The following is a 19,521-nucleotide window of genomic DNA, read 5'->3' as shown; positions in this document are numbered from 1 at the left end:
CCGGGGAGGAGTGCCGCAGTTGTGGGCGGGGCCCGTCGACGGCGGCGAGGTACGGCTCCTCGACGCCCGGCATCACCCTCCCGGTGATGCCGCCACGACGGTCCGTCGGCGGTCGCCTGCTCCCGGCGCGCGGGCCCGGGACGCGGGACACAATGGGGGCGTGAGTAATGCCACCCTCTTCCCCTTGCCCTCCGTCGATCGCGATGTCGCCGGGCGGTTGCGCGACGCGCTGCTCGGGGCTTCGTTCACTGCCGACGGACTGCTCGATCTGCTCGGGGCGCCCGCCTACGCGGCGCTGGCCCGCAGCGAGACCGTGCCCGCGCTGCGGGCGACCCGAGGTGACACGCCGCTGGAGACGCTCGTAAGGCTGTTCCTGCTGCAGCAGCCGGTGCCGCTCGCGCGCGTCGCCGATGTGCTCCCGGTGGAGCCATGCCTGGAGAGCGGGTGGCTCGTCCCGGTCGGTGACGGCGACGAGGTCGCCGCCGCGGTGGATGTGCGGCCGTACGGCGGGGCCGATGGCGAGGACTGGTTCATCGTCTCCGACCTGGGGTGCGCGGTCGGCGGCGCCGGCGGCATCGGGAGCCGCAACGAAGAGGTCGTGCTGGGGGTCGGCGGGGCCTCCACCACCCTGGCCGGGATCACCGTGCGTACGCCGGTCGGCTCCGCGCTGGACCTCGGTACCGGGTCGGGCATCCAGGCGTTGCACGCAGCGCAGCACGCGACGCGGGTGACCGCGACCGACCTCAATCCGCGGGCGCTGCACATCGCCGCGCTCACGCTGGCGCTGTCGGGGGCGCCCGAGGCGGATCTGCGGCAGGGGTCGCTGTTCGAGCCGCTGCGGGACGACGAGACCTTCGATCTGATCGTGTCCAATCCGCCGTTCGTGATCTCGCCCGGTGCCCGGCTGACCTACCGGGACGGAGGGATGGGCGGGGACGATCTGTGCCGCTCGCTCGTTCAGGGGGCAGGGGAACGGCTGAACGTGGGCGGGTTCGCGCAGTTCCTCGCCAACTGGCAGCACGTCGAGGGGGAGGACTGGCAGGACAGACTCAGGTCATGGGTGCCCCGCGGTTGCGACGCGTGGATCGTGCAGCGCGAGGCGCAGGACGTCACGCAGTACGCCGAGCTGTGGCTGCGGGACGCCGGGGATCACCGTGCGGACCCGGCCGAGTACCAGGCGCGGTACGACGCCTGGCTGGAGGAGTTCGAGGCGCGCAAGGTGAAGGCCGTGGGGTTCGGCTGGATCACCCTGCGCCGTACCGACTCCGACGAGCCGTCGATCACCGTCGAGGAGTGGCCGCACCCGGTCGAGCAGCCGCTCGGCGACACCATCCGGGCGCACTTCAGGCGGCTCGATCATCTGCGGGAGCACGACGACGCGGCGCTGCTCGCGGCGAGCTACCGGCTCGTCGCCGAGGTGGTCCAGGAGCAGGTCGGGCTGCCCGGAGCGGAGGACCCGGAACACGTCGTGCTGCGGCAGAACCGCGGCATGCGCCGCGCCACCAAGGTCGACACGGTCGGCGCGGGGTTCGCCGGCGTCTGCGACGGCACGCTGAGCGCGGGCCGCATCCTGGACGCGATCGCCCAGCTGATGGGCGAGGACCCGGTACTGCTGCGCGACCGCACGCCCGCGCAGATCCGGCTACTGGTGGAACAGGGATTCCTCGAGCCCGCCGAATAGGGGGCTCGCTCGCCGGCTCGCCGGTCGCGGCCGCCGACGTCCCGGCCGCGCGGCGGGGCCGCCTTCCGCCGGGCGCCCGACCTCCTGGCTGGGCGGCGGGTGTGCCGTCCGCCGGGGGCTACCGCCTGACGTCCTGGCCGGGCGACGGGTGCGCCGTCCGCCGGGGGCGGCCGCCTGACGTCCTGGCAGCCCGGGAGGTGAGGCCGTACGTCGGGTGTGGTGCCGGTGGTGTGAGGGTGCCTGCCGCTTGCCGGGTCCCGCCGGGGCGGTGCCGGCTGTGTGAGGGTGCTTGCCGCTTGGGCACCGCGCCGTGTGAGGGGTGCCTGCCGCCTGGACGGGTCCCGCCGGGTGGTCTGTCCGCCGGGTGTGGTGCCAGCGTATGAGGGGCGCTCCCCGCCTGGGCACGCCCGCCGGGCGTCTCGGCCGACGCGCTCGGCTGCCCGCCGACGCGCACTCCCGGCCACGCGCCCCGGCTGGCCGACGCCCTCGCCGCCCCCCGGCTGCTCGCTGACGCGCACTCCCCGTGACCCGCCATCGGCCGTCCGGCGCTGCGGCTGCCCCCGCCCGGCTGGCCGCCCTGGCGGGCTGGCGCTGCGGCTGCCCCGCCCGGCTGTCCGCTGACGCGCACTCCCCGTGACCCGCCATCGGCCGTCCGGCGCTGCGGCTGCCCCCGCCCGGCTGTCCGCCCCGGCCGTGCGGCGCTGTGGCTGCCCCGCCCGGCTGCCCGTCCCCGCCGTCCGGCGCAGCCCCCGCCCCGCCCGGCTGCCTGCCCTCGCCGTCCGGCTCTGCCGCTGCCCCGCCTGGCTGCCCGCCCCCGCCGCCCTGCGCAGCCGCTGCCCCCCGGCCCCGCCCCACTGCCCCCACCCCCGCCCCCCGTCCGGAAAATCTCGGTGCCTGAAAAATCGGCGGAAAAATTGTCCCGGTGGCTCTGCTGCGGCTGCACGGGGGTGATCGGCGGTGTGTCGTTCACCCGGGGTTCGCCTGGCCGCTGCCCGTGCGTGTCACTCTCCCGGCACCGGGCACTCGCGGACGGGAGAACAGGGGCACGCCAGCCATGGAGAGCGGACCGGCGATCTTCGCAGGAGCGGTCTTCGCCCTGTTCGGAGGCGCACTGATGGTGTGGACCGCCGTTCGGGCCCGACACGGGGAGCCGGTCGTCCACGGTGTGAGGCCGGTCGCATCGGCGGCCCTCGCGGCGCTCGCGGCGATGGCCGCATTGGGTGCCGGACTGTGGTGCTTCACCCAGGTCTGAGGCCCCACTGCGGACCCGACCACGGGTAATGGGAACGTCACGCTCCGGACAGGGCCGAAACGACGGGTGGGCACTCCGGGCGGCAGGATCGGCGTTTCTCGGGTTACCGTTCGAGTGGCCGTTGCGGGCTTTTCCCGTTTGACACGGGGGCGGGATGTACCGTCACACTCCGCAGCGTCACCAGCAAGCGCGCCGACGGGACCGGCGGTAGAGCCCACGGCGAGCGCGCCACGAAGTGAAGACCCGACCCCGGGAAACAAGGCCTGGGGAGGCCCAGCCTCGACCGGAGAGAAGAGCGAAGTTGTCCCCGACCAGCGAGACCGCACAGGGCGGCCGCCGACTCGTCATCGTCGAGTCGCCTGCCAAGGCGAAGACGATCAAGGGCTACCTCGGCCCCGGCTACGTCGTCGAAGCGAGCGTCGGGCACATCCGCGACCTTCCCAACGGCGCCGCGGAGGTGCCCGAGAAGTACACCGGTGAGGTCCGCCGCCTCGGCGTGGACGTCGAGCACGACTTCGCGCCGATCTATGTCGTCAACGCCGACAAGAAGGCCCAGGTCAAGAAGCTCAAGGACCTGCTGAAGGACTCCGACGAGCTCTACCTCGCCACCGATGAGGACCGGGAGGGCGAGGCGATCGCCTGGCACCTCCAGGAGGTGCTCAAGCCCAAGGTCCCGGTCAAGCGGATGGTCTTCCACGAGATCACCAAGTCTGCGATCCAGGCCGCCGTGGCCAACCCGCGCGAGCTGAACCAGAAGCTGGTCGACGCCCAGGAGACCCGCCGCATCCTCGACCGCCTCTACGGCTACGAGGTCTCGCCGGTGCTGTGGAAGAAAGTCATGCCGCGGCTGTCCGCCGGGCGTGTCCAGTCCGTCGCGACGCGTCTCGTCGTCGAGCGGGAACGCGAGCGCATCGCGTTTCGTTCCGCTGAGTACTGGGACCTGACGGGCACCTTCGCGACCGGCCGCGCGGGGGACTCGTCCGACCCGTCGTCGCTGGTCGCCCGCCTGCAGACCGTCGACGGCCGGCGGGTCGCGCAGGGCCGCGACTTCGACTCCCTCGGACAGCTCAAGAGCGCGAACACCCTCCACCTCGACGAGGCGAACGCCCGCGCCCTGGCCGCCGCCCTGGAGAACACGCGCTTCTCCGTGCGGTCCGTCGAGTCCAAGCCGTACCGCCGCTCGCCGTACGCCCCGTTCCGCACGACGACGCTGCAGCAGGAGGCCAGCCGCAAGCTCGGCTTCGGCGCGAAGGCGACGATGCAGATCGCGCAGAAGCTGTACGAGAACGGCTACATCACCTACATGCGTACGGACTCCACGACGCTGAGCGACACGGCGATCTCCGCCGCCCGCGCCCAGGTCACGCAGCTGTACGGCGCCGACTACCTGCCGCCCCAGCCGCGTACCTACGCCGCCAAGGTGAAGAACGCTCAGGAGGCGCACGAGGCGATCCGTCCCTCGGGTGACCGCTTCCGCACGCCCGCGGAGACCGGACTGACCGGCGACCAGTTCAAGCTGTACGAGCTGATCTGGAAGCGGACCGTCGCCTCCCAGATGAAGGACGCGACGGGCAACTCCGTCACCGTGAAGATCGCCGGTGCGGCCGCCGACGGGCGGGACGTCGAGTTCAGCGCGTCCGGCAAGACGATCACCTTCCACGGCTTCCTGAAGGCCTACGTCGAGGGCGCAGACGACCCGAACGCCGAGCTGGACGACCGCGAGCGCCGGCTGCCGCAGGTCGCCGAGGGCGACGCGCTGTCCGCCGAGGAGATCACGGTCGACGGGCACGCCACCAAGCCCCCGGCCCGCTACACCGAGGCCTCGCTGGTCAAGGAGCTGGAAGAGCGCGAGATCGGCCGTCCGTCGACGTACGCGTCGATCATCGGCACCATCCTCGACCGCGGCTATGTGTTCAAGAAGGGCACGGCTCTCGTGCCGTCCTTCCTCTCCTTCGCCGTGGTCAACCTGCTGGAGAAGCACTTCGGCCGGCTCGTCGACTACGACTTCACCGCCAAGATGGAGGACGACCTCGACCGCATCGCCCGCGGTGAGGCGCAGGCCGTGCCGTGGCTGAAGCGCTTCTACTTCGGCGAGGGCAATGCCAAGGGCGCCGCGGCCGACGCCGGCAACGGCGACGGCGACCACCTCGGCGGCCTCAAGGAACTGGTGACCGACCTGGGTGCGATCGACGCCCGTGAGGTCTCCTCGTTCCCGGTGGGCAACGACATCGTGCTCCGCGTCGGCCGCTACGGGCCGTACATCGAGCGCGGCGAGAAGGACACCGAGCAGCACCAGCGGGCCGACATCCCCGAGGACCTGGCGCCGGACGAGCTGAGCGTCGAGCTCGCCGAGGAACTGCTCGCCAAGCCGAGCGGCGACTACGAGCTGGGCACCGACCCGGCGACCGGTCACACCATCGTCGCCAAGGACGGCCGCTACGGTCCGTACGTCACGGAGATCCTCCCCGAGGGCACCCCGAAGACCGGCAAGAACGCGGTCAAGCCGCGCACCGCGTCGCTGTTCAAGTCGATGTCCCTGGACACGGTGACCCTCGAGGACGCGCTGCGGCTGATGTCGCTGCCGCGCGTGGTCGGCACCGACGCCGAGGGCCAGGAGATCACCGCGCAGAACGGCCGCTACGGCCCGTACCTGAAGAAGGGCACGGACTCGCGGTCGCTGCAGTCCGAGGAGCAGCTCTTCACGATCACGCTGGAAGAGGCGCTGGAGATCTACGCGCAGCCCAAGCAGCGCGGTCGGGCGGCGGCCAAGCCTCCGCTGAAGGAGCTGGGCGAGGACCCGGTCAGCGGCAAGCCGGTCGTGGTCAAGGACGGCCGCTTCGGTCCGTACGTCACGGACGGGGAGACCAACGCGACCCTGCGCTCCGGCGACAGCGTCGAGACGATCACCCCGGAGCGCGGCTTCGAGCTGCTCGCCGAGAAGCGCGCGAAGGGCCCGGCCAAGAAGACGGCCAAGAAGGCGCCCGCCAAGAAGACGGCGGCGAAGAAGGCGACCACGGCGAAGAAGACCACCACCGCCAAGAAGACCGCCGCGAAGAAGACGACCACGGCGAAGACCGCGGCCAAGAAGACGACCGCGAAGAAGACCGCGGCGTCCAAGGCGGCGGCCGAGGACTGACCGTCCGTCGGCAGACGTGCGCTCCGGCCTCCGCCGGACACACGGCACGCCCGGCGTTCGCGAACAGGCACGCCCCCGGCACCCACATCGGTGTCGGGGCGCGCGTCTGTTCGGACGGTCGCCGGTGACTGACGGTGGCGCCCGATAGTCTGAATGCATGACGCGAGCCGACCAGCCAACGGCCCCCCACCCGGTCCCGGACGACGCCCTGGTAGCGGACTCCCGCGAGCGCGCCGTCCGGGCGCTGCTGCGCCATCCGCAGCTCAGGCGGTTGTGGAGCGCGCAGTTGGTGGGTGGCGTCGGAGACGTCCTCGCCCTGCTGGTCCTGGTCCTCCTCGCCCTGCAGGCGGCGATCGGCCAGGGCTCCTTCGGCGGCGGCTACCGGGGCGTGGCGTTCGCAGTGGCGACCGTCTTCGGGGTGCGCATACTGGCCACCCTGCTCTGCGGCGCGATCCTCCTCGGCCCGCTGACCAGCCTGACCTCGCCGGACGGCCCGCTCGACCGCCGCTGGACCATGGTCGGCGCGGACGGCGTGCGGGCGGCGCTGCTCATCGTGGCGCCCCTGTGGATCGACTGGACGCCGCGCAACGCCCTCGCCGCCCTGCTGGTCACCGCCTTCCTCACCTCGGTCGCCGAGCGCCTGTGGGCGGTGTGCCGGGAGAGCGCGGCTCCCGCGCTGCTGCCCGCGCCGCCACCCGAGGGCGCCACCGTACGGCCGCTGCCGGACCACCTGGACGCCCTGCGCCGTCTGTCCCTGCGGACCGGTTTCGCCTCGGTCCCGCTCGGCGCGGCCGCCCTGGTCCTCGCCTCGCTGCTGAACAACCTGCTGGGCACCGGCCTCGACTGGTTCGACCAGCACACGGCGGCCCTCGCCTCGTACCTGGCGGCGGGGCTGTTCGCGGCCTCCCTGTCGGTGCTGACCTTCCTCGAGCTGCCCGCCACGCGCACCCCGCGCGCCCGCTCGCCGCTGGAGGGCCTGCGCCGCCCGAAGACCGGCACCGGCGCCGACAAGGGCCGCACCGGCGCGATCCCGCTGCTGGTGTTCGCGTGCGCCGCGGTCGCCGCGGCGATCTCCGCGGCCGTCGCCGTCTGCGTGCTGCACGCCAAGGACCTGGGCGGCGGCCCCGTGCTGTACGGCCTGCTCGTCACCGCGCTGACCGGCGGTGTCGTGGTCGGCATCCGTACGGCCCCGAAGGTCCTGGTGTCGCTGTCGCGGCGCCGGCTGCTGTCCCTGTCGATCGCCTTCACCGGCGTCGCCCTGCTGGCCGCGGGACTCGTCCCGGACGTCACCAGCGTCCTGCTGATCGTCGCCCTGGCCGGTGTCGGCGCGGGCGTGGCCGCCAACACCGGGCACACCCTGCTCGACCAGGAGACCGAGGATCACCGCCGGGCCCGCACCACCGAGCACCTGCACGCCGTCGTCCGGGTCCTCGTCGCCCTCGCCGCCGTGGTCGCGCCGCTGATCGCCGCCGGTATCGGGCCGCACCGCCTGGAGAACGGCAAGTTCGTCTTCGCGCACGGCGGCGCCGCGTTCACGCTGATGCTCGTCGGCGCGCTGCTGCTGCCGGTGGCCGTGCTGGTGCTCGCCAAGGTCGACGACCGTGCGGGCGTGCCCCTGCGGCACGACCTGCGGGACGCGCTGCTCGGTGACGACCCGGTCCAGGCGCCCGCCGCCGGCGGCTTCTTCATCGCCCTGGAGGGCGGCGACGGCGCCGGCAAGTCCACGCAGGCCGAGGCGCTCGCCGAGTGGATCCGCGGCAAGGGCCACGAGGTTGTCGTCACGCGCGAGCCGGGCGCCACCCCGGTCGGCAAGCGGCTGCGCTCGATCCTGCTGGACGTGTCGTCGGCCGGGCTGTCCCACCGCGCGGAGGCGCTGCTGTACGCCGCCGACCGCGCCGAGCACGTCGACACGGTGGTGCGGCCCGCCCTGGAGCGGGGCGCGGTCGTCATCTCCGACCGGTACATCGACTCCTCCGTGGCCTACCAGGGCGCGGGCCGTGACCTTTCCCCGACGGAGATCGCCCGGATCAACCGCTGGGCGACCAACGGCCTCGTCCCGCATCTGACCGTCCTGCTGGACGTCGCGCCCGAGACCGCGCGTGAGCGGTTCACGGAGGCACCGGACCGGCTGGAGTCGGAGCCGGCGGAGTTCCACGCGCGCGTGCGTTCCGGCTTCCTGACGCTGGCCGCCGCCGACCCCGGGCGCTACCTGGTGGTCGACGCCGGTCAGGAGCCCGAGGCGGTCACGACCGTCATCCGGCACCGGCTGGACCAGGTGCTGCCGCTGTCCGAGGCCGAGATCAAGGCCCAGGAGGAGGCCCGGCGCAAGGCCGAGGAAGAGGCGCGCCGCAAGGCCGAGGAGGAAGCCGCCCGCAAGGCCGAGGAGGAACGCCTGGAGCGCGAGCGCCAGGAGGAGCTCGCCCGGCTGCGTGCCGAGGAGGAGGAGCGCAAGCGGCGCGAGCTGGAGGAGGCCCAGCGCCGCGAGGCCGAACGGCAGGCCGAGGAGGCCCGGCAGCGGGCCGAGGAAGCACGCCGCCGTGCCGAGGAGGAGCGGGCCCGGCTGCTCGCCGAGGAGAAGGCCCGCGCCGAGGAGGAGGCCCGCCGCAAGGCGGAGGAGGAGCAGCGGCGCAAGCAGGCCGAGGAGGAGGCGCGGCTGCGCGCCGAGGCCGAACGGCAGCGCCTGGAGAAGCAGCGCAAGGCCGAGGAGGCCCTGCTGCGCGCCGAGGAGGCCCGCCGGGCGGCGGAACAGGCCGCGGCGACCGCTCAGGCCGGCCCCAGGCCGGCCCCGCCGGCGGTGACGCCCGACGCGGCGACCGTGCCGACGCCGGTGGTCACACCGACCAACGCGACGGGCGGGCCGCTGGAGGAGACGGCGGTCCTGCGCCCGGTGCGCGAGGAGCGGCCCGAGGACTCGGCGGCCCGGGGATCCGGTGGCGACCGCGCCGAGACCTCCGACGCCGAGGTGACCACGGAACTGCCGCAGGCCGAAGTGACGGCGGAACTGCCGCAGCCGCCGGTGCCGACGGGCGCCGCGGACGAAACCGCGGTGCTGCCGCAGGTCCCGCCGGGTGCGGCCGACGAGACGGCCGTACTGCCGCCCGTGCGCGAGGAGAGTGCCGCGGACCGGGTGCCACCGGGATACTTCCGCGACGAGCCGGCGGGCCCGCGACCGGACGGTTCGGACGACCGCACGCGTGAGCTTCCGCAGCTCGACGCGGACGGTACGCCCACGCGCCGGCCCCGCTCCGACTGGGCCGAGGAGACCCCGCTGGACGACCTGCCGACCCTGGCCGACGAACTGCTGGGCCCGCGCTACGACGACGAGGACGATCACGACGAGGACCGCCGCGGTCGCGGACGGGGCCGGGGTCGCTGAACCCCGGCCGGCGCGGCGCCGGTTCTCCACGGTGCCGGTGAGTCCGGTCGTGTCCGGCGTGGGCCCCGGCGGTGTCGGTGAACCGGCGCCGGGGGCCCGCGTCGGCCGGGCCGTGGGCCTCGCCGCCCGGCGGGAAGCCGGTCGCGGCGTCGGTTGTCAGTGGTCCCCCGCACAATGGATCCCGCACGTGACGCAGGACGAAAGGGCGGGGTGACCCATGACGGTGTGGGACGACCTGGTCGGGCAGGAGCGGGTGAGCGAGCAGCTCGCCGCCGCCGCCCGGGACGCCGATGCCCTGGTGAGCGCGATCGAGACCGGCGGGCCGGCGCCCCAGGCGTCGAAGATGACCCACGCCTGGCTGTTCACGGGACCGCCCGGCGCCGGTCACGTCCAGGCGGCGCGGTCCTTCGCGGCCGCGCTGCAGTGCGTGAGCCCCGACCGCGCGCTGGGCGGCGTTCCCGGCTGCGGCTTCTGCGACGGCTGCCACACCGCGCTCATCGGCACGCACGCGGACGTCACGACCGTCGCCGCCGTCGGCACCCAGATCCTCGCCGAGGACATGCGGGACACGGTCCGCAAGTCGTTCACCTCACCGGCGAACGGCCGCTGGCAGGTCATCCTCGTCGAGGACGCCGAGCGGCTGAACGAGAAGTCGGCCAACGCCGTCCTCAAGGCCGTGGAGGAGCCCGCCCCGCGCACGGTGTGGCTGCTGTGCGCCCCGTCGATCGAGGACGTCCTGCCGACGATCCGCTCGCGTTGCCGCCACCTGAACCTGAGCACGCCGTCGGTCGCCGCCGTCGCCGACATGCTGGTCCGGCGGGAGGGCGTCGAGCCGGACGTGGCGGCGGCCGCCGCCCGTGCCACGCAGGGGCACGTCGACCGGGCTCGCCGGCTGGCCACCGATCCGGCCGCGCGGGAGCGCCGCGCCGCCGTGCTGAAGCTTCCGCTGCGCGTCGAGGACGTCGGTGGTGCCCTCCGGGCCGCGCAGGAGCTCGTCGACGCCGCCGCCGAGGACGCCAAGGCGCTCGCGGAGGAGCTGGACGCCAAGGAGACCGAGGAGCTGAAGGCGGCGCTCGGCGCGGCGCAGGGCGGTCGGCTGCCGCGCGGTACGGCGGGCGTGATGAAGGACCTCGAGGACAAGCAGAAACGGCGCCGCACCCGCACGCAGCGCGACAGCCTGGACCTCGCGCTGACCGATCTCACCGGCTTCTACCGTGACGTCCTCGCCCTCCAGCTCGGCTCCCGCGTGGCCATCGCCAACGCGGACGCGGAGGACGCGCTGGAGCGCCTCGCCCGCGCCGGTACGCCGGAGTCCACCCTGCGCCGCATCGAGGCCATCGCCGCGTGCCGCGAGGCCCTCGACCGCAATGTGGCGCCGCTGCTGGCGGTGGAGGCGATGACGATGGCCCTCAGAGCGGGCTGAGCCGCCGGCGCGCCTGCTTGTGCCGGGGGTTCGGCGGGACCGCCACGTCCCCGGCACCGACGGGGCCGCCACGCGCTCGGCACCGGCGAGGCCACCACGTGCCCGGCACCGACGGCGCCGCCACGCGCTCGGCACCGGCGAGGCCCGCCACGTGCCCGGCATCGGCGACGCCCCCCGCGCCCCCGCCCCGGCGCCGCCGTAACTCTTACGGGTCACGTGGAGCACGCAGCGCGCTGGACCGGTCGCGCAGCGTTACGCTCGCCGAATGCACACAAGGCGCGCTCTCCGCAGGTACCGCGCCGCCGCCGGCCTTCTGGCCGCCGCGGCGGTGCTCGTCTCCGGCTGCTCCGACGGCGGTTCCACGGCCACTCGCAGTTCCACTGCGGCCCAGGCGGCCCAGGTGGCACTCGCCCCGCTGCCGCAGGCCACGCCGTCCGCGCTGGCGTCGTACTACGGCCAGAAACCCAGCTGGCGCGCCTGTGGTGTCCCCGGCTTCCAGTGCGCCACGCTGAAGGCCCCGCTCGACTACACCCGGCCCGGCGCCGGGGACGTGCGGCTCGCGGTGGCCCGCAAGAAGGCCACCGGGCCGGGCAAGCCGCTCGGGTCGCTGCTGGTCAACCCCGGCGGCCCCGGCGGCTCGGCGGTCGGCTACCTCCAGGAGTACGCCGGCGTCGGCTACCCGGCCGAGGTGCGTGCCCGATACGACATGGTCGCCGTCGACCCGCGGGGCGTGGCCCGCAGCGAGCCCGTGACGTGCCTCGACGGGCGCCAGATGGACGCGTACACGCAGACCGACGTCACGCCCGACGACCAGGAGGAGACCGACGAGCTGGTCCAGGCGTACAAGAAGTTCGCGGAGGGCTGCGGTGCGCACTCGGCGAAGCTGCTGCGGCACGTCTCCACGGTGGAGGCGGCGCGGGACATGGACATCGTGCGGGCGGCGCTGGGGGACCGGAAGCTGAACTACGTGGGAGCGTCGTACGGGACGTTCCTGGGGGCGACGTACGCCGGGCTGTTCCCCGACCGGGTGGGGCGGCTGGTGCTGGACGGCGCGATGGACCCGTCCCTGTCGGCGCGCCGGATGAACCTGGACCAAACGGCCGGCTTCGAGACGGCGTTCCAGTCCTTCGCGAAGGACTGCGTGAAGCATGCCGACTGCCCGCTAGGCGGCCCGCGCACCTCGCCGCAGCGGGTCGGCGACAACCTGAAGGCGTTCTTCCGGAAGCTGGACGCGCATCCCATCCCGGCCGGTGACGCCGACGGCCGCACACTCGGCGAGGCGCTCGCCACGACCGGCGTGATCGCGGCGATGTACGACGAGGCGGCCTGGGAGCAACTGCGCGAGGCCCTCACCTCGGCGATGAAGCAGAACGACGGCGCCGGACTGCTGTCCCTCGCCGACAGCTACTACGAGCGGGACGCCGGCGGCCGCTACGCCAACCTGATGTTCGCCAACGCCGCCGTGAACTGCCTGGACCTGCCGCCTGCGTTCGACAGCCCGCAGGAGGTGGAGAAGGCCCTGCCCGCCTTCGAGAAGGCGTCCCCGGTCTTCGGCGCCGGTCTCGCCTGGTCCTCCCTGAACTGCGCGTACTGGCCCGTGAAGGCGACCGGCGAACCGCAGCGCATCGAGGCGGGGGGCGCGGCCCCGATCGTGGTCGTCGGCACCACCCGCGACCCGGCGACCCCCTACCGCTGGGCCCAGTCCCTGGCCGGCCAGCTGTCCTCGGCGCGCCTGCTCACCTACGTCGGCGACGGCCACACCGCCTACGGCCGCGGCAGCTCCTGCATCGACTCCGCGATCGACGCCTACCTGCTGCGCGGCACCGCGCCGACCAGCGGGAAGCGCTGCTCGTAGCCCGCGTCACCGGCCCCGGAGCCCGCGCTCCGGGGCTGGTGCGAAGCACCCCTGGAAACTGTGTAGACTTACCGTCGTTGCCGATCGCACCATGGTGCGGGCAGCGCGCCGCTTTAGCTCAGATGGCCAGAGCAACGCACTCGTAATGCGTAGGTCTCGGGTTCGAATCCCGAAAGCGGCTCCACTGGGACCCCAGGTCAGGCATCTGCCGACCTGGGGTTTCGTCGTTTCCGGGCGGTCTTTCCGCGGGGGCGGGAGTGATCGTGGGGGTTGGTGAGAGTGCGGTGAGCGTGCCGCGTGCCGGGCGTGGGGGCTCGTGGGGCGTTGTTAGCGTGGACACTTCAGGCTGTGCGGTCGACGGGGGACGGGGGATGGCATGGGCAGGCCGGGGGACGAGCAGGGCGAGACGCCCGCTCAGTTGAAGAAACGTGCGGATGATCTGCGGGAGTGCGCACGGCGGGCGCGGAGGATCGCCGGGACGCTCGGGCCGTATCTCGACAATGCGGTGAAGCAGGCGACGCCCGCCATCTGGAAGGGGCCGTTCGCCGAGCGTTCGACCGCCACGCTCGGTGCCCGCAAGGGCTCGCTGCACTCGATGGCGAGCGATCTCATGGCCGACGCCGCGCGCTGGGAGACCGAGGCGCGTGACCTCGACGACCAGGCCGCCAAGGCCCACAGCGACAAGCCGGGCGGGTGAGCTGATGGGTTTCAGGGGGTTCGACAGCGCCAAGGTCCGCAGCCTCGGCCGGGACCTGAAGACGCTCGGCGACAGCGCGGGCAAGCTGCACAGCGACCTGTCGGGGGTGCTGACCCAGGCCCAGGGCCTGCTCGGCGGCAAGCCCGCCACCACGAGTCCGGCCCTGGAACCGCTGGTCGGCAACCCGTTCACCTTCTGGCCGTTCGGCGGTGGCACGCTGCCGGGCTCGCTGGCCGGCGAGCTGAGCGACCTGTCCGACTCGATCACCCGCCGCTGCGACCAGCTGGACAGGTGCAACGAGCTGGTCGACAAGGGCTACGCGATCGACCCGGCGGTGGTGTTCGCCGACGAGAAGGCACCCGACGAGAAGAAGATCGTCGATGCGCTGTCCGCGATCGCGGCGCTGGACGGCAAGGGCTTCGGGGACAACGGCAACCGCGACGACCTGGACGAGGTCAAGGACAAGCTCGACGGACTGACCGCGGCGGAACTCGACGCGTTCCTCGCCAAGGTCCCCGCCGAGGACCTGCGCCGCTACGGCGACCTCGCGGGAAAGACCGACGACAGCGGCATGTGGTGGTGGGAGTCCCACGACGGCATCCCGGAGGGCCAGTTCCGCGACCACCTCAGCCACCTGCTGAAGGAGGCCGGGCCGTCGCACTGGGCGACACTGCAGGCCGCGTTCCCGGGTGTCCAGCCCGGATTCGACACGACGGACGCCTGGCTCCAGGGGTACAACTCGCAGCTCGGCCAAGGGGTGAAGGGCATGCACTACGGCACGCCCGGTGACCCGTTGTTCGCGAGCCCGGGCAAGGTCGACGCGTCGAGCATCTCCCAGGGCCAGTTCGCGGACTGCTGGTACATCGCGTCCCTCACCGCGACCGCCCAGGCCGACCCGAAGTTCATCGCCGAGGGGATCAAGCAGAACGACAACGGCACGGTGGACGTGCGGATCTGGGACAAGGACGGCAACCAGCACTGGGTCACCGTCACACCCGATCTGCCGATGGACGAGAACGGCAACGTGATCTCGGCCCACGGGGCGGGGGAGACCTGGCCGGCGTACTACGAGAAGGCGTTCGCCCTGATGTACGGCGGCGACGAGGGCGGGACCCCGGACAACCACGAGGGCGACAAGCGCTACGACCGCGCCGAGAAGGGCGACTACGGTGCGACAGAGTGGGACAACACCGACAAGGCCCCGCCGTATGTGACCGGCCACGACTCCAAGTCGATCGACAACAACCTCGACTCGATCAAGAAGTCCTTCAGCTCGCACCACCCGGTGATCGTGGCGACCGGGTCCGTCGACCCGAAGGACGTACCCGCCGAGTGGAAGAGCAGCTTCGTCAGCCGGCACGTCTTCTACGTCAAGGGCTTCACCCGGGACGGGAAGGTCATCCTCGGCAACCCGTGGGGCGGCGGCGCTCCGGACGTCGAGGCGACGCCCGAACAGTACGAGAAGTACTTCAACAGCCCACAGGAACTGCAGGTGTCACGATGAGGATGGCCAAACTCGGCGGAGGCGTGTGCCTCGCCCTGCTGCTGACCGGGTGCGGTGGTGCGGCCGGCGGGGCGAAGGGATCCGACACCACGGAGCCTTCCGCTTCGGCGTCCCCGTCGCCCGTGGCCGTGCCGGCCGCGGACAAGGGCCCGGAGTGCGAGGGCGCGAAGGACGCCGAGGGGCTGCATCTGCTGCGGGGCGGGGTGACCGTGGTGCCCGGGGCCGGCGCCGTGACCTACGCCCGGGCCGGCGCCGACGGCACGCGGCGCAGTGCCGGCCTGAGCGTCGCCGGGCACGAGCAGACCGTGGCCGTGGGGCAGAAGGTCACCTTGAAGGGGCGGACCTTCACGGTCGCCCAGATCTGTACCTACCGCGTGGTCCTCACCACGGCGGACCACCAGGGCGCGAACCAGGGGGCATCCATGGCCAAGTGGCCGACGACGCACGACGGGCACTGGCGGCTGCGCTGGCACGTGCCCGACAACGGGCCGGGCACCGGTGCCGTGGTCACCGACATCGAAGCCCCGCCGGCCCGCGCGGCGATCAGCGTGACCGCGGTCGGCAAGGGACAGCTCGCCTTCTACGACGATGTGCGCGAGGGCGGCACCGTCGAGATCGCGGGCAGGCTCTGGAAGGTGGAGACCATCGACGCCGGCCGCATGGACGTCGAGATGAACTCGCCGGACTTCCGGGCGGGATACGTGGATCTGCGGGACCTCGGGGCCGCCTGATCGCGCGCCGCGGCCGGCGGCCGGGTGGTGCGACCGGCGCACGCGTTCCGCCGCTGTGAGGAAAACGGCGTAAAGAGGGCGCAAAGCGCCTCGGTTCCCGGACAACCCCCGGCCCTGAGGCAACATCTTGGTGAACGACGGCCCGCGCGGCGAGGACGGGGGCGCGGTCGACGGCCGGATGGGGTGAAGGGCGTTGGTGGAGCCGAGGATCGCGGTCTCCGTGGTGACCATGGGGAACCGGCCCGCCGAGGTCGACGCCCTGCTGGAGTCCGTGGCCAAGCAGGATCTCGCGCCCGCCCGCGTCGTGATCGTCGGCAACGGCTGCCGGCTGCCGGAGTTCGGCCGGCGGCTGTCGCTGCCCGGCGAGGTCACCGTCATCGAGACGGACGAGAACCTCGGCTGCCCCGGCGGACGCAACGTCGCCCTCGCCCGGCTGCGCGAGTTCGGTGACGTCGATGTCGTGGTGGAACTCGACGACGACGGACTGCTCGTCGACGCGGACGTGCTGCGTCGCGTGGCGGAACTGTTCGCCGAGGACGCGCGGCTCGGCATCGTCGGGTTCCGCATCGCCGACGAGAACGGGGAGACCCAGCGCCGGCACGTGCCGCGGGCCGGCAACGCGGACCCGCTGAGGGGCGGGTACGTCACCGGGTTCCTGGGAGGCGGACACGCCTTCCGGACGGCGATGCTGGCGCAGATCGGCGACTGGCCCGCGGAGTTCTTCTTCGCGCACGAGGAGACCGACCTGGCCTGGCGGGCCGCCGACGCGGGCTGGAAGATCCTCTACGCTCCCGAACTGCTGCTCCGGCACCCGAAGACCTCGCCGGCCCGGCACGCCATCTACCACCGCGTCACCGCCCGCAACCGCGTCTGGCTCGTACGGCGCCGGCTGCCGCTGCCGCTCATCCCCGTCCACCTCGGTGTGTGGATCGCCGTCACCCTGCTGCGCACCCGGTCGGCGGCCGGGCTGCGGGCCTGGTTCGGGGGGTTCGCCGAGGGTCTGCGGGAACCGGCCGGTGAGCGACGCCCGATGCGGTGGCGCACGGTGTGGCGGCTGACCCGGCTGGGACGGCCCCCGGTGATCTGACCCGGAGAGTGGGGACGAGGACCCCGGTCGTTCACCTCTGACGGCCAGGGTCCTCGTGTGTCCCCGGATCCGGCCACGGCGGCGACACTCCCCCGAGCAGCGCGTGCACGATGTGCACCGCGCGCACCGTCGGGCCGGGATCGGATGTCATGATCACATAAAAATCAGCCGATCGACAGCCGGTTGTTTTCGGCCTGGCGAGCACCGGGCACGCAGGCGGTCACTTCGCGTCGGCGTAGCACTCGACCACCGCCGTCGTGAACGGGAACCGCACCGGCGTCTCGCCGAACGTCAGCCTGCCCGCCAGTCCGGCCGCCTCCCGGATCGCCGTGACGACCGCCGCGGCCTCCTGCTCGGGACAGTGCACGATCACCTCGTCGTGCTGGAAGAACACCAGCTCGGCCGCCATGTCCGCGCATCGCTGCCGCAGCCCGGCGAGCAGCAACAGGGCCCAGTCGGCGGCACTGCCCTGGACGACGAAGTTGCGCGCGAAGCGGCCCCGGGCACGCGCGTCGGTCGAGGCGTAGCCCGGCACCCAGGCCCGCTCGCCGGAGTCGTCCTCCGCGACCGGGATGCCCTCGCCCGCGTCGTCGGCCGCGCCCGCCACCGGCGGGCAGGTCCGGCCCAGCCAGGTGCGCACCAGACGGCCCTCCTCGCCGGCCCGAGCGGCGTCGTCGACGTACGCCACCGCCTTCGGGAAGCGGCGGCGCAGGGCGGCCAGGTTCTTCAGGCCGTCGCCCGAGGTCTGGCCGTACACCGCGCCGAGCACGGCGATCTTCGCCTGGTCGCGGTCACCCGCGAAGGCACGGTCGGACACCTCCTGGTACAGGTCGCTCTCGCGGCCGGCCACCTCCATCAGTCCCGGGTCGCGGGAGATCGCCGCCAGCACCCGCGGCTCCATCTGGTCGGCGTCCGCGACGACGAGCCGCCAGCCCGGGTCGGCGACCACCGCCCGGCGGATCACGCGGGGGATCTGCAGCGCGCCCCCGCCGTTGGTGACCCAGCGCCCGGTGACCGTGCCGCCCGCGAGGAACTCCGGGCGGAACCGGCCCTCGCGCACCCAGTCCTGCAGCCAGGACCAGCCGTGGGCGACCCAGATGCGGTACAGCTTCTTGTACTCCAGCAGGGGCTTCACCGCCGGGTGGTCGACGGACTCGATCTCCCAGCGGCGGGTCGACCTGACCTTGATGCCGGCCTGTGTGAACGCCTTCACCACGTCGGCGGGCAGGTCGGGCCGGACCCGGCGCCCGAAGGCCGCGGAGACCTCGTCCGCGAGTTCGGCCAGGCGGCGCGGCTCGCCCCCGCCCGCATACCGCTCGCCGAGCAGGTCGTGCAGCAGAGCGCGGTGGACGTCCGCGCGCCAGGGCAGCCCCGCGTGGTTCATCTCGGCGGCCACCAGCATCCCCGCCGACTCGGCGGCCGTCAGCAGCCGCATCCGGTCGGGGTGTTCGGCGCGCGCGTGGCGCCGCTGCTGCTCGGCGTAGACCTCGAGGAGGTCGGTCAGCGGCAGGCGGATGCCCTGCGGTTCGAAGAGCGGGGACTGGGCGCCCGGCTCCGCGGACCGCAGGGGCGGATCCGGGGGTACGGGGCCGCCGCGCAGCCGGGCCAGCGCGGCGGCCGCCGAACGGGGTTCGCCGGAGCGTCCCTCGTGGCCCAGCAGCAGGGTCTCGGCGTCCTCGACGTCGTAGCACCGCTCGACTCGCAGCCCCGCGGCGAGCAGACGCGGATAGACCTCGGCGGTGGACCGCCACACCCAGCGTGTGACGTGCGGCCTGCCGCGCACGGCTCGCGCCGGGTCCTCCTCCCGCTGGACGGGGCCGGAGGGCAGCCCGTCCGGGCCGAGGGGGGCGACGTCCACGCCACCGTCCTCGGCCGGAGCGAGTGCCCAACGGTCGGCCATGTCGCGAGTGTGGCAGAGGGGTCTGACAAAGGTGCTGAGCCAGCCGGACGGCCGCCGTCGCGGTGTTCTTGCGGTCGCCCTCCGGCGGGGGTCAGTCCTTCCCGTCCCCCTGGACGGACGCGAGGACCTCGGCGATGTGCTGTTCGGTGGCCGGCTTGCCGAGGCCCAGTCCGCTGAGGACGCCCTCGCCGTTCTCGTGCTCCAGCAGGGCCAGCAGGATGTGCTCGGTGCCGACGTAGTTGTGGCCGAGGCGCAGTGCCTCGCGGAACGTCAGCTCCAGGACCTTCTTCGCCGAGGAGCTGTACGGCACCAGGTCGGGGGCGTCCTCCACGGCCGGCGGGAGCGCCGCCCGCGCGGCCTCGCGGACCGCGTCGAGCGTGACGCCCTGCGCCGTGATCGCCATGGCGGCCAGCCCCTTCGGCTCGGCGAGCAGACCGAGGACCAGGTGCTCGGGGACGCTCTCGGCGCTGTGCGCCGCCTTGGCCTCGTTGTGGGAGGCCACGACGACGTTGCGGGCGCGCGGGGTGAAGCGGTTGAAGCCCTGGCCGGGGTCGAGGTCGGCCGACTCCTTGGGCACGAACCGCTTCTGCGCCGCCTGCCGGGTGACGCCCATGCTCTTGCCGATGTCGGTCCAGGACGCTCCGGAGCGGCGGGCCTGGTCGACGAAGTGGCCGATCAGGTGGTCGGCCACCTCGTCGAGGTGCTCCGCGGCGATCACCGCGTCCTCGAGCTGTTCGAGGGGTTCTTCGTGAACCTTCTTGATGGCCGCGATGAGGTCGTCGAGGCGGACGGATGTCGTGACAGCGGGATTCTTCGCCATGTGTCAACCTTAGGTTGACAGGCGGTAGGTGTCAACCGTCGGTTGACAGGGTGTGGTGG

General features: G+C 73.1%; 12 protein-coding genes and 1 tRNA gene. 11 read left to right on the top strand and 2 right to left on the bottom strand.

What is annotated here, in order from left to right; genetic code table 11:
- Positions 1-160: 160 nt before the first annotated feature.
- The 11 genes from AB0E88_RS24185 (at position 161) to AB0E88_RS24135 (ending at position 16,742) form a co-directional block, all read left to right on the top strand.
- A complete protein-coding gene (locus AB0E88_RS24185; RefSeq protein WP_361633914.1) occupies positions 161-1,681 on the top strand; it encodes a class I SAM-dependent methyltransferase in 1,521 nt (506 codons plus the stop codon).
- 1,054 nt (positions 1,682-2,735) lie between these two features.
- Positions 2,736-2,933, top strand: coding sequence for a hypothetical protein (locus AB0E88_RS24180; protein ID WP_361633911.1), 198 nt, complete (start codon positions 2,736-2,738; stop codon positions 2,931-2,933).
- Positions 2,934-3,234: 301 nt separating this feature from the next.
- A complete protein-coding gene (gene topA / locus AB0E88_RS24175) occupies positions 3,235-6,069 on the top strand; it encodes a type I DNA topoisomerase (RefSeq protein WP_361633908.1) in 2,835 nt (944 codons plus the stop codon).
- Between the two features lie 157 nt (positions 6,070-6,226).
- Positions 6,227-9,445: a dTMP kinase gene (gene tmk, locus AB0E88_RS24170; RefSeq protein ID WP_361633905.1), complete on the top strand. Its 3,219-nt coding sequence runs from the start codon at positions 6,227-6,229 to the stop codon at positions 9,443-9,445.
- 217 nt (positions 9,446-9,662) lie between these two features.
- Positions 9,663-10,868, top strand: coding sequence for a DNA polymerase III subunit delta' (locus AB0E88_RS24165; RefSeq protein WP_361633902.1), 1,206 nt, complete (start codon positions 9,663-9,665; stop codon positions 10,866-10,868).
- Between the two features lie 265 nt (positions 10,869-11,133).
- Complete coding sequence (locus AB0E88_RS24160; protein ID WP_361633899.1) at positions 11,134-12,723, top strand: alpha/beta hydrolase; 1,590 nt, start codon at positions 11,134-11,136, stop codon at positions 12,721-12,723.
- Between the two features lie 107 nt (positions 12,724-12,830).
- Positions 12,831-12,907 (top strand) — tRNA-Thr (locus AB0E88_RS24155).
- A gap of 192 nt (positions 12,908-13,099) precedes the next feature.
- The gene (locus AB0E88_RS24150) at positions 13,100-13,420 is read left to right on the top strand and encodes a hypothetical protein (RefSeq protein ID WP_361633897.1); all 321 of its coding nucleotides are present in this window, start codon (positions 13,100-13,102) and stop codon (positions 13,418-13,420) included.
- A gap of 4 nt (positions 13,421-13,424) precedes the next feature.
- A complete protein-coding gene (locus AB0E88_RS24145; RefSeq protein ID WP_361633894.1) occupies positions 13,425-14,924 on the top strand; it encodes a C2 family cysteine protease in 1,500 nt (499 codons plus the stop codon).
- Positions 14,921-15,655: a hypothetical protein gene (locus AB0E88_RS24140; RefSeq protein ID WP_361633891.1), complete on the top strand. Its 735-nt coding sequence runs from the start codon at positions 14,921-14,923 to the stop codon at positions 15,653-15,655. The genes AB0E88_RS24145 and AB0E88_RS24140 overlap by 4 nt, the downstream gene beginning before the upstream one ends.
- 193 nt (positions 15,656-15,848) lie before the next feature.
- The gene (locus AB0E88_RS24135) at positions 15,849-16,742 is read left to right on the top strand and encodes a glycosyltransferase (RefSeq protein ID WP_361633888.1); all 894 of its coding nucleotides are present in this window, start codon (positions 15,849-15,851) and stop codon (positions 16,740-16,742) included.
- A gap of 220 nt (positions 16,743-16,962) precedes the next feature.
- On the opposite strand, the gene AB0E88_RS24130 is transcribed toward AB0E88_RS24135, so the two are convergent.
- Both AB0E88_RS24130 and AB0E88_RS24125 read right to left on the bottom strand, forming a co-directional pair.
- Positions 16,963-18,642 (bottom strand): bifunctional 3'-5' exonuclease/DNA polymerase, encoded by a 1,680-nt coding sequence (locus tag AB0E88_RS24130; protein ID WP_361633885.1) that lies wholly within the window; start codon positions 18,640-18,642, stop codon positions 16,963-16,965.
- 91 nt (positions 18,643-18,733) lie between these two features.
- Entirely contained in the window at positions 18,734-19,462 is a 729-nt protein-coding gene (locus AB0E88_RS24125) for a Clp protease N-terminal domain-containing protein (protein ID WP_361633882.1), read from the bottom strand.
- Positions 19,463-19,521: the final 59 nt, after the last annotated feature.

It is taken from the genome of Streptomyces sp. NPDC028635 (genome assembly GCF_040637635.1).
Lineage (GTDB): Bacteria > Actinomycetota > Actinomycetes > Streptomycetales > Streptomycetaceae > Streptomyces.
Note: the sequence above shows the minus strand (reverse complement) of the source record. Positions and strands in the feature narration are given on the sequence as shown.

Coding starts and splice junctions, on each gene's coding strand:
- AB0E88_RS24180 (WP_361633911.1), top strand. CDS start 2,736: ATGGAGAGCGGACCGGCGATCTTCGCAGGAGCGGTCTTCGCCCTGTTC.
- tmk (WP_361633905.1), top strand. CDS start 6,227: ATGACGCGAGCCGACCAGCCAACGGCCCCCCACCCGGTCCCGGACGAC.
- AB0E88_RS24165 (WP_361633902.1), top strand. CDS start 9,663: ATGACGGTGTGGGACGACCTGGTCGGGCAGGAGCGGGTGAGCGAGCAG.
- AB0E88_RS24160 (WP_361633899.1), top strand. CDS start 11,134: ATGCACACAAGGCGCGCTCTCCGCAGGTACCGCGCCGCCGCCGGCCTT.
- AB0E88_RS24150 (WP_361633897.1), top strand. CDS start 13,100: ATGGGCAGGCCGGGGGACGAGCAGGGCGAGACGCCCGCTCAGTTGAAG.
- AB0E88_RS24145 (WP_361633894.1), top strand. CDS start 13,425: ATGGGTTTCAGGGGGTTCGACAGCGCCAAGGTCCGCAGCCTCGGCCGG.
- AB0E88_RS24140 (WP_361633891.1), top strand. CDS start 14,921: ATGAGGATGGCCAAACTCGGCGGAGGCGTGTGCCTCGCCCTGCTGCTG.
- AB0E88_RS24130 (WP_361633885.1), bottom strand. CDS start 18,642: ATGGCCGACCGTTGGGCACTCGCTCCGGCCGAGGACGGTGGCGTGGAC.
- AB0E88_RS24125 (WP_361633882.1), bottom strand. CDS start 19,462: ATGGCGAAGAATCCCGCTGTCACGACATCCGTCCGCCTCGACGACCTC.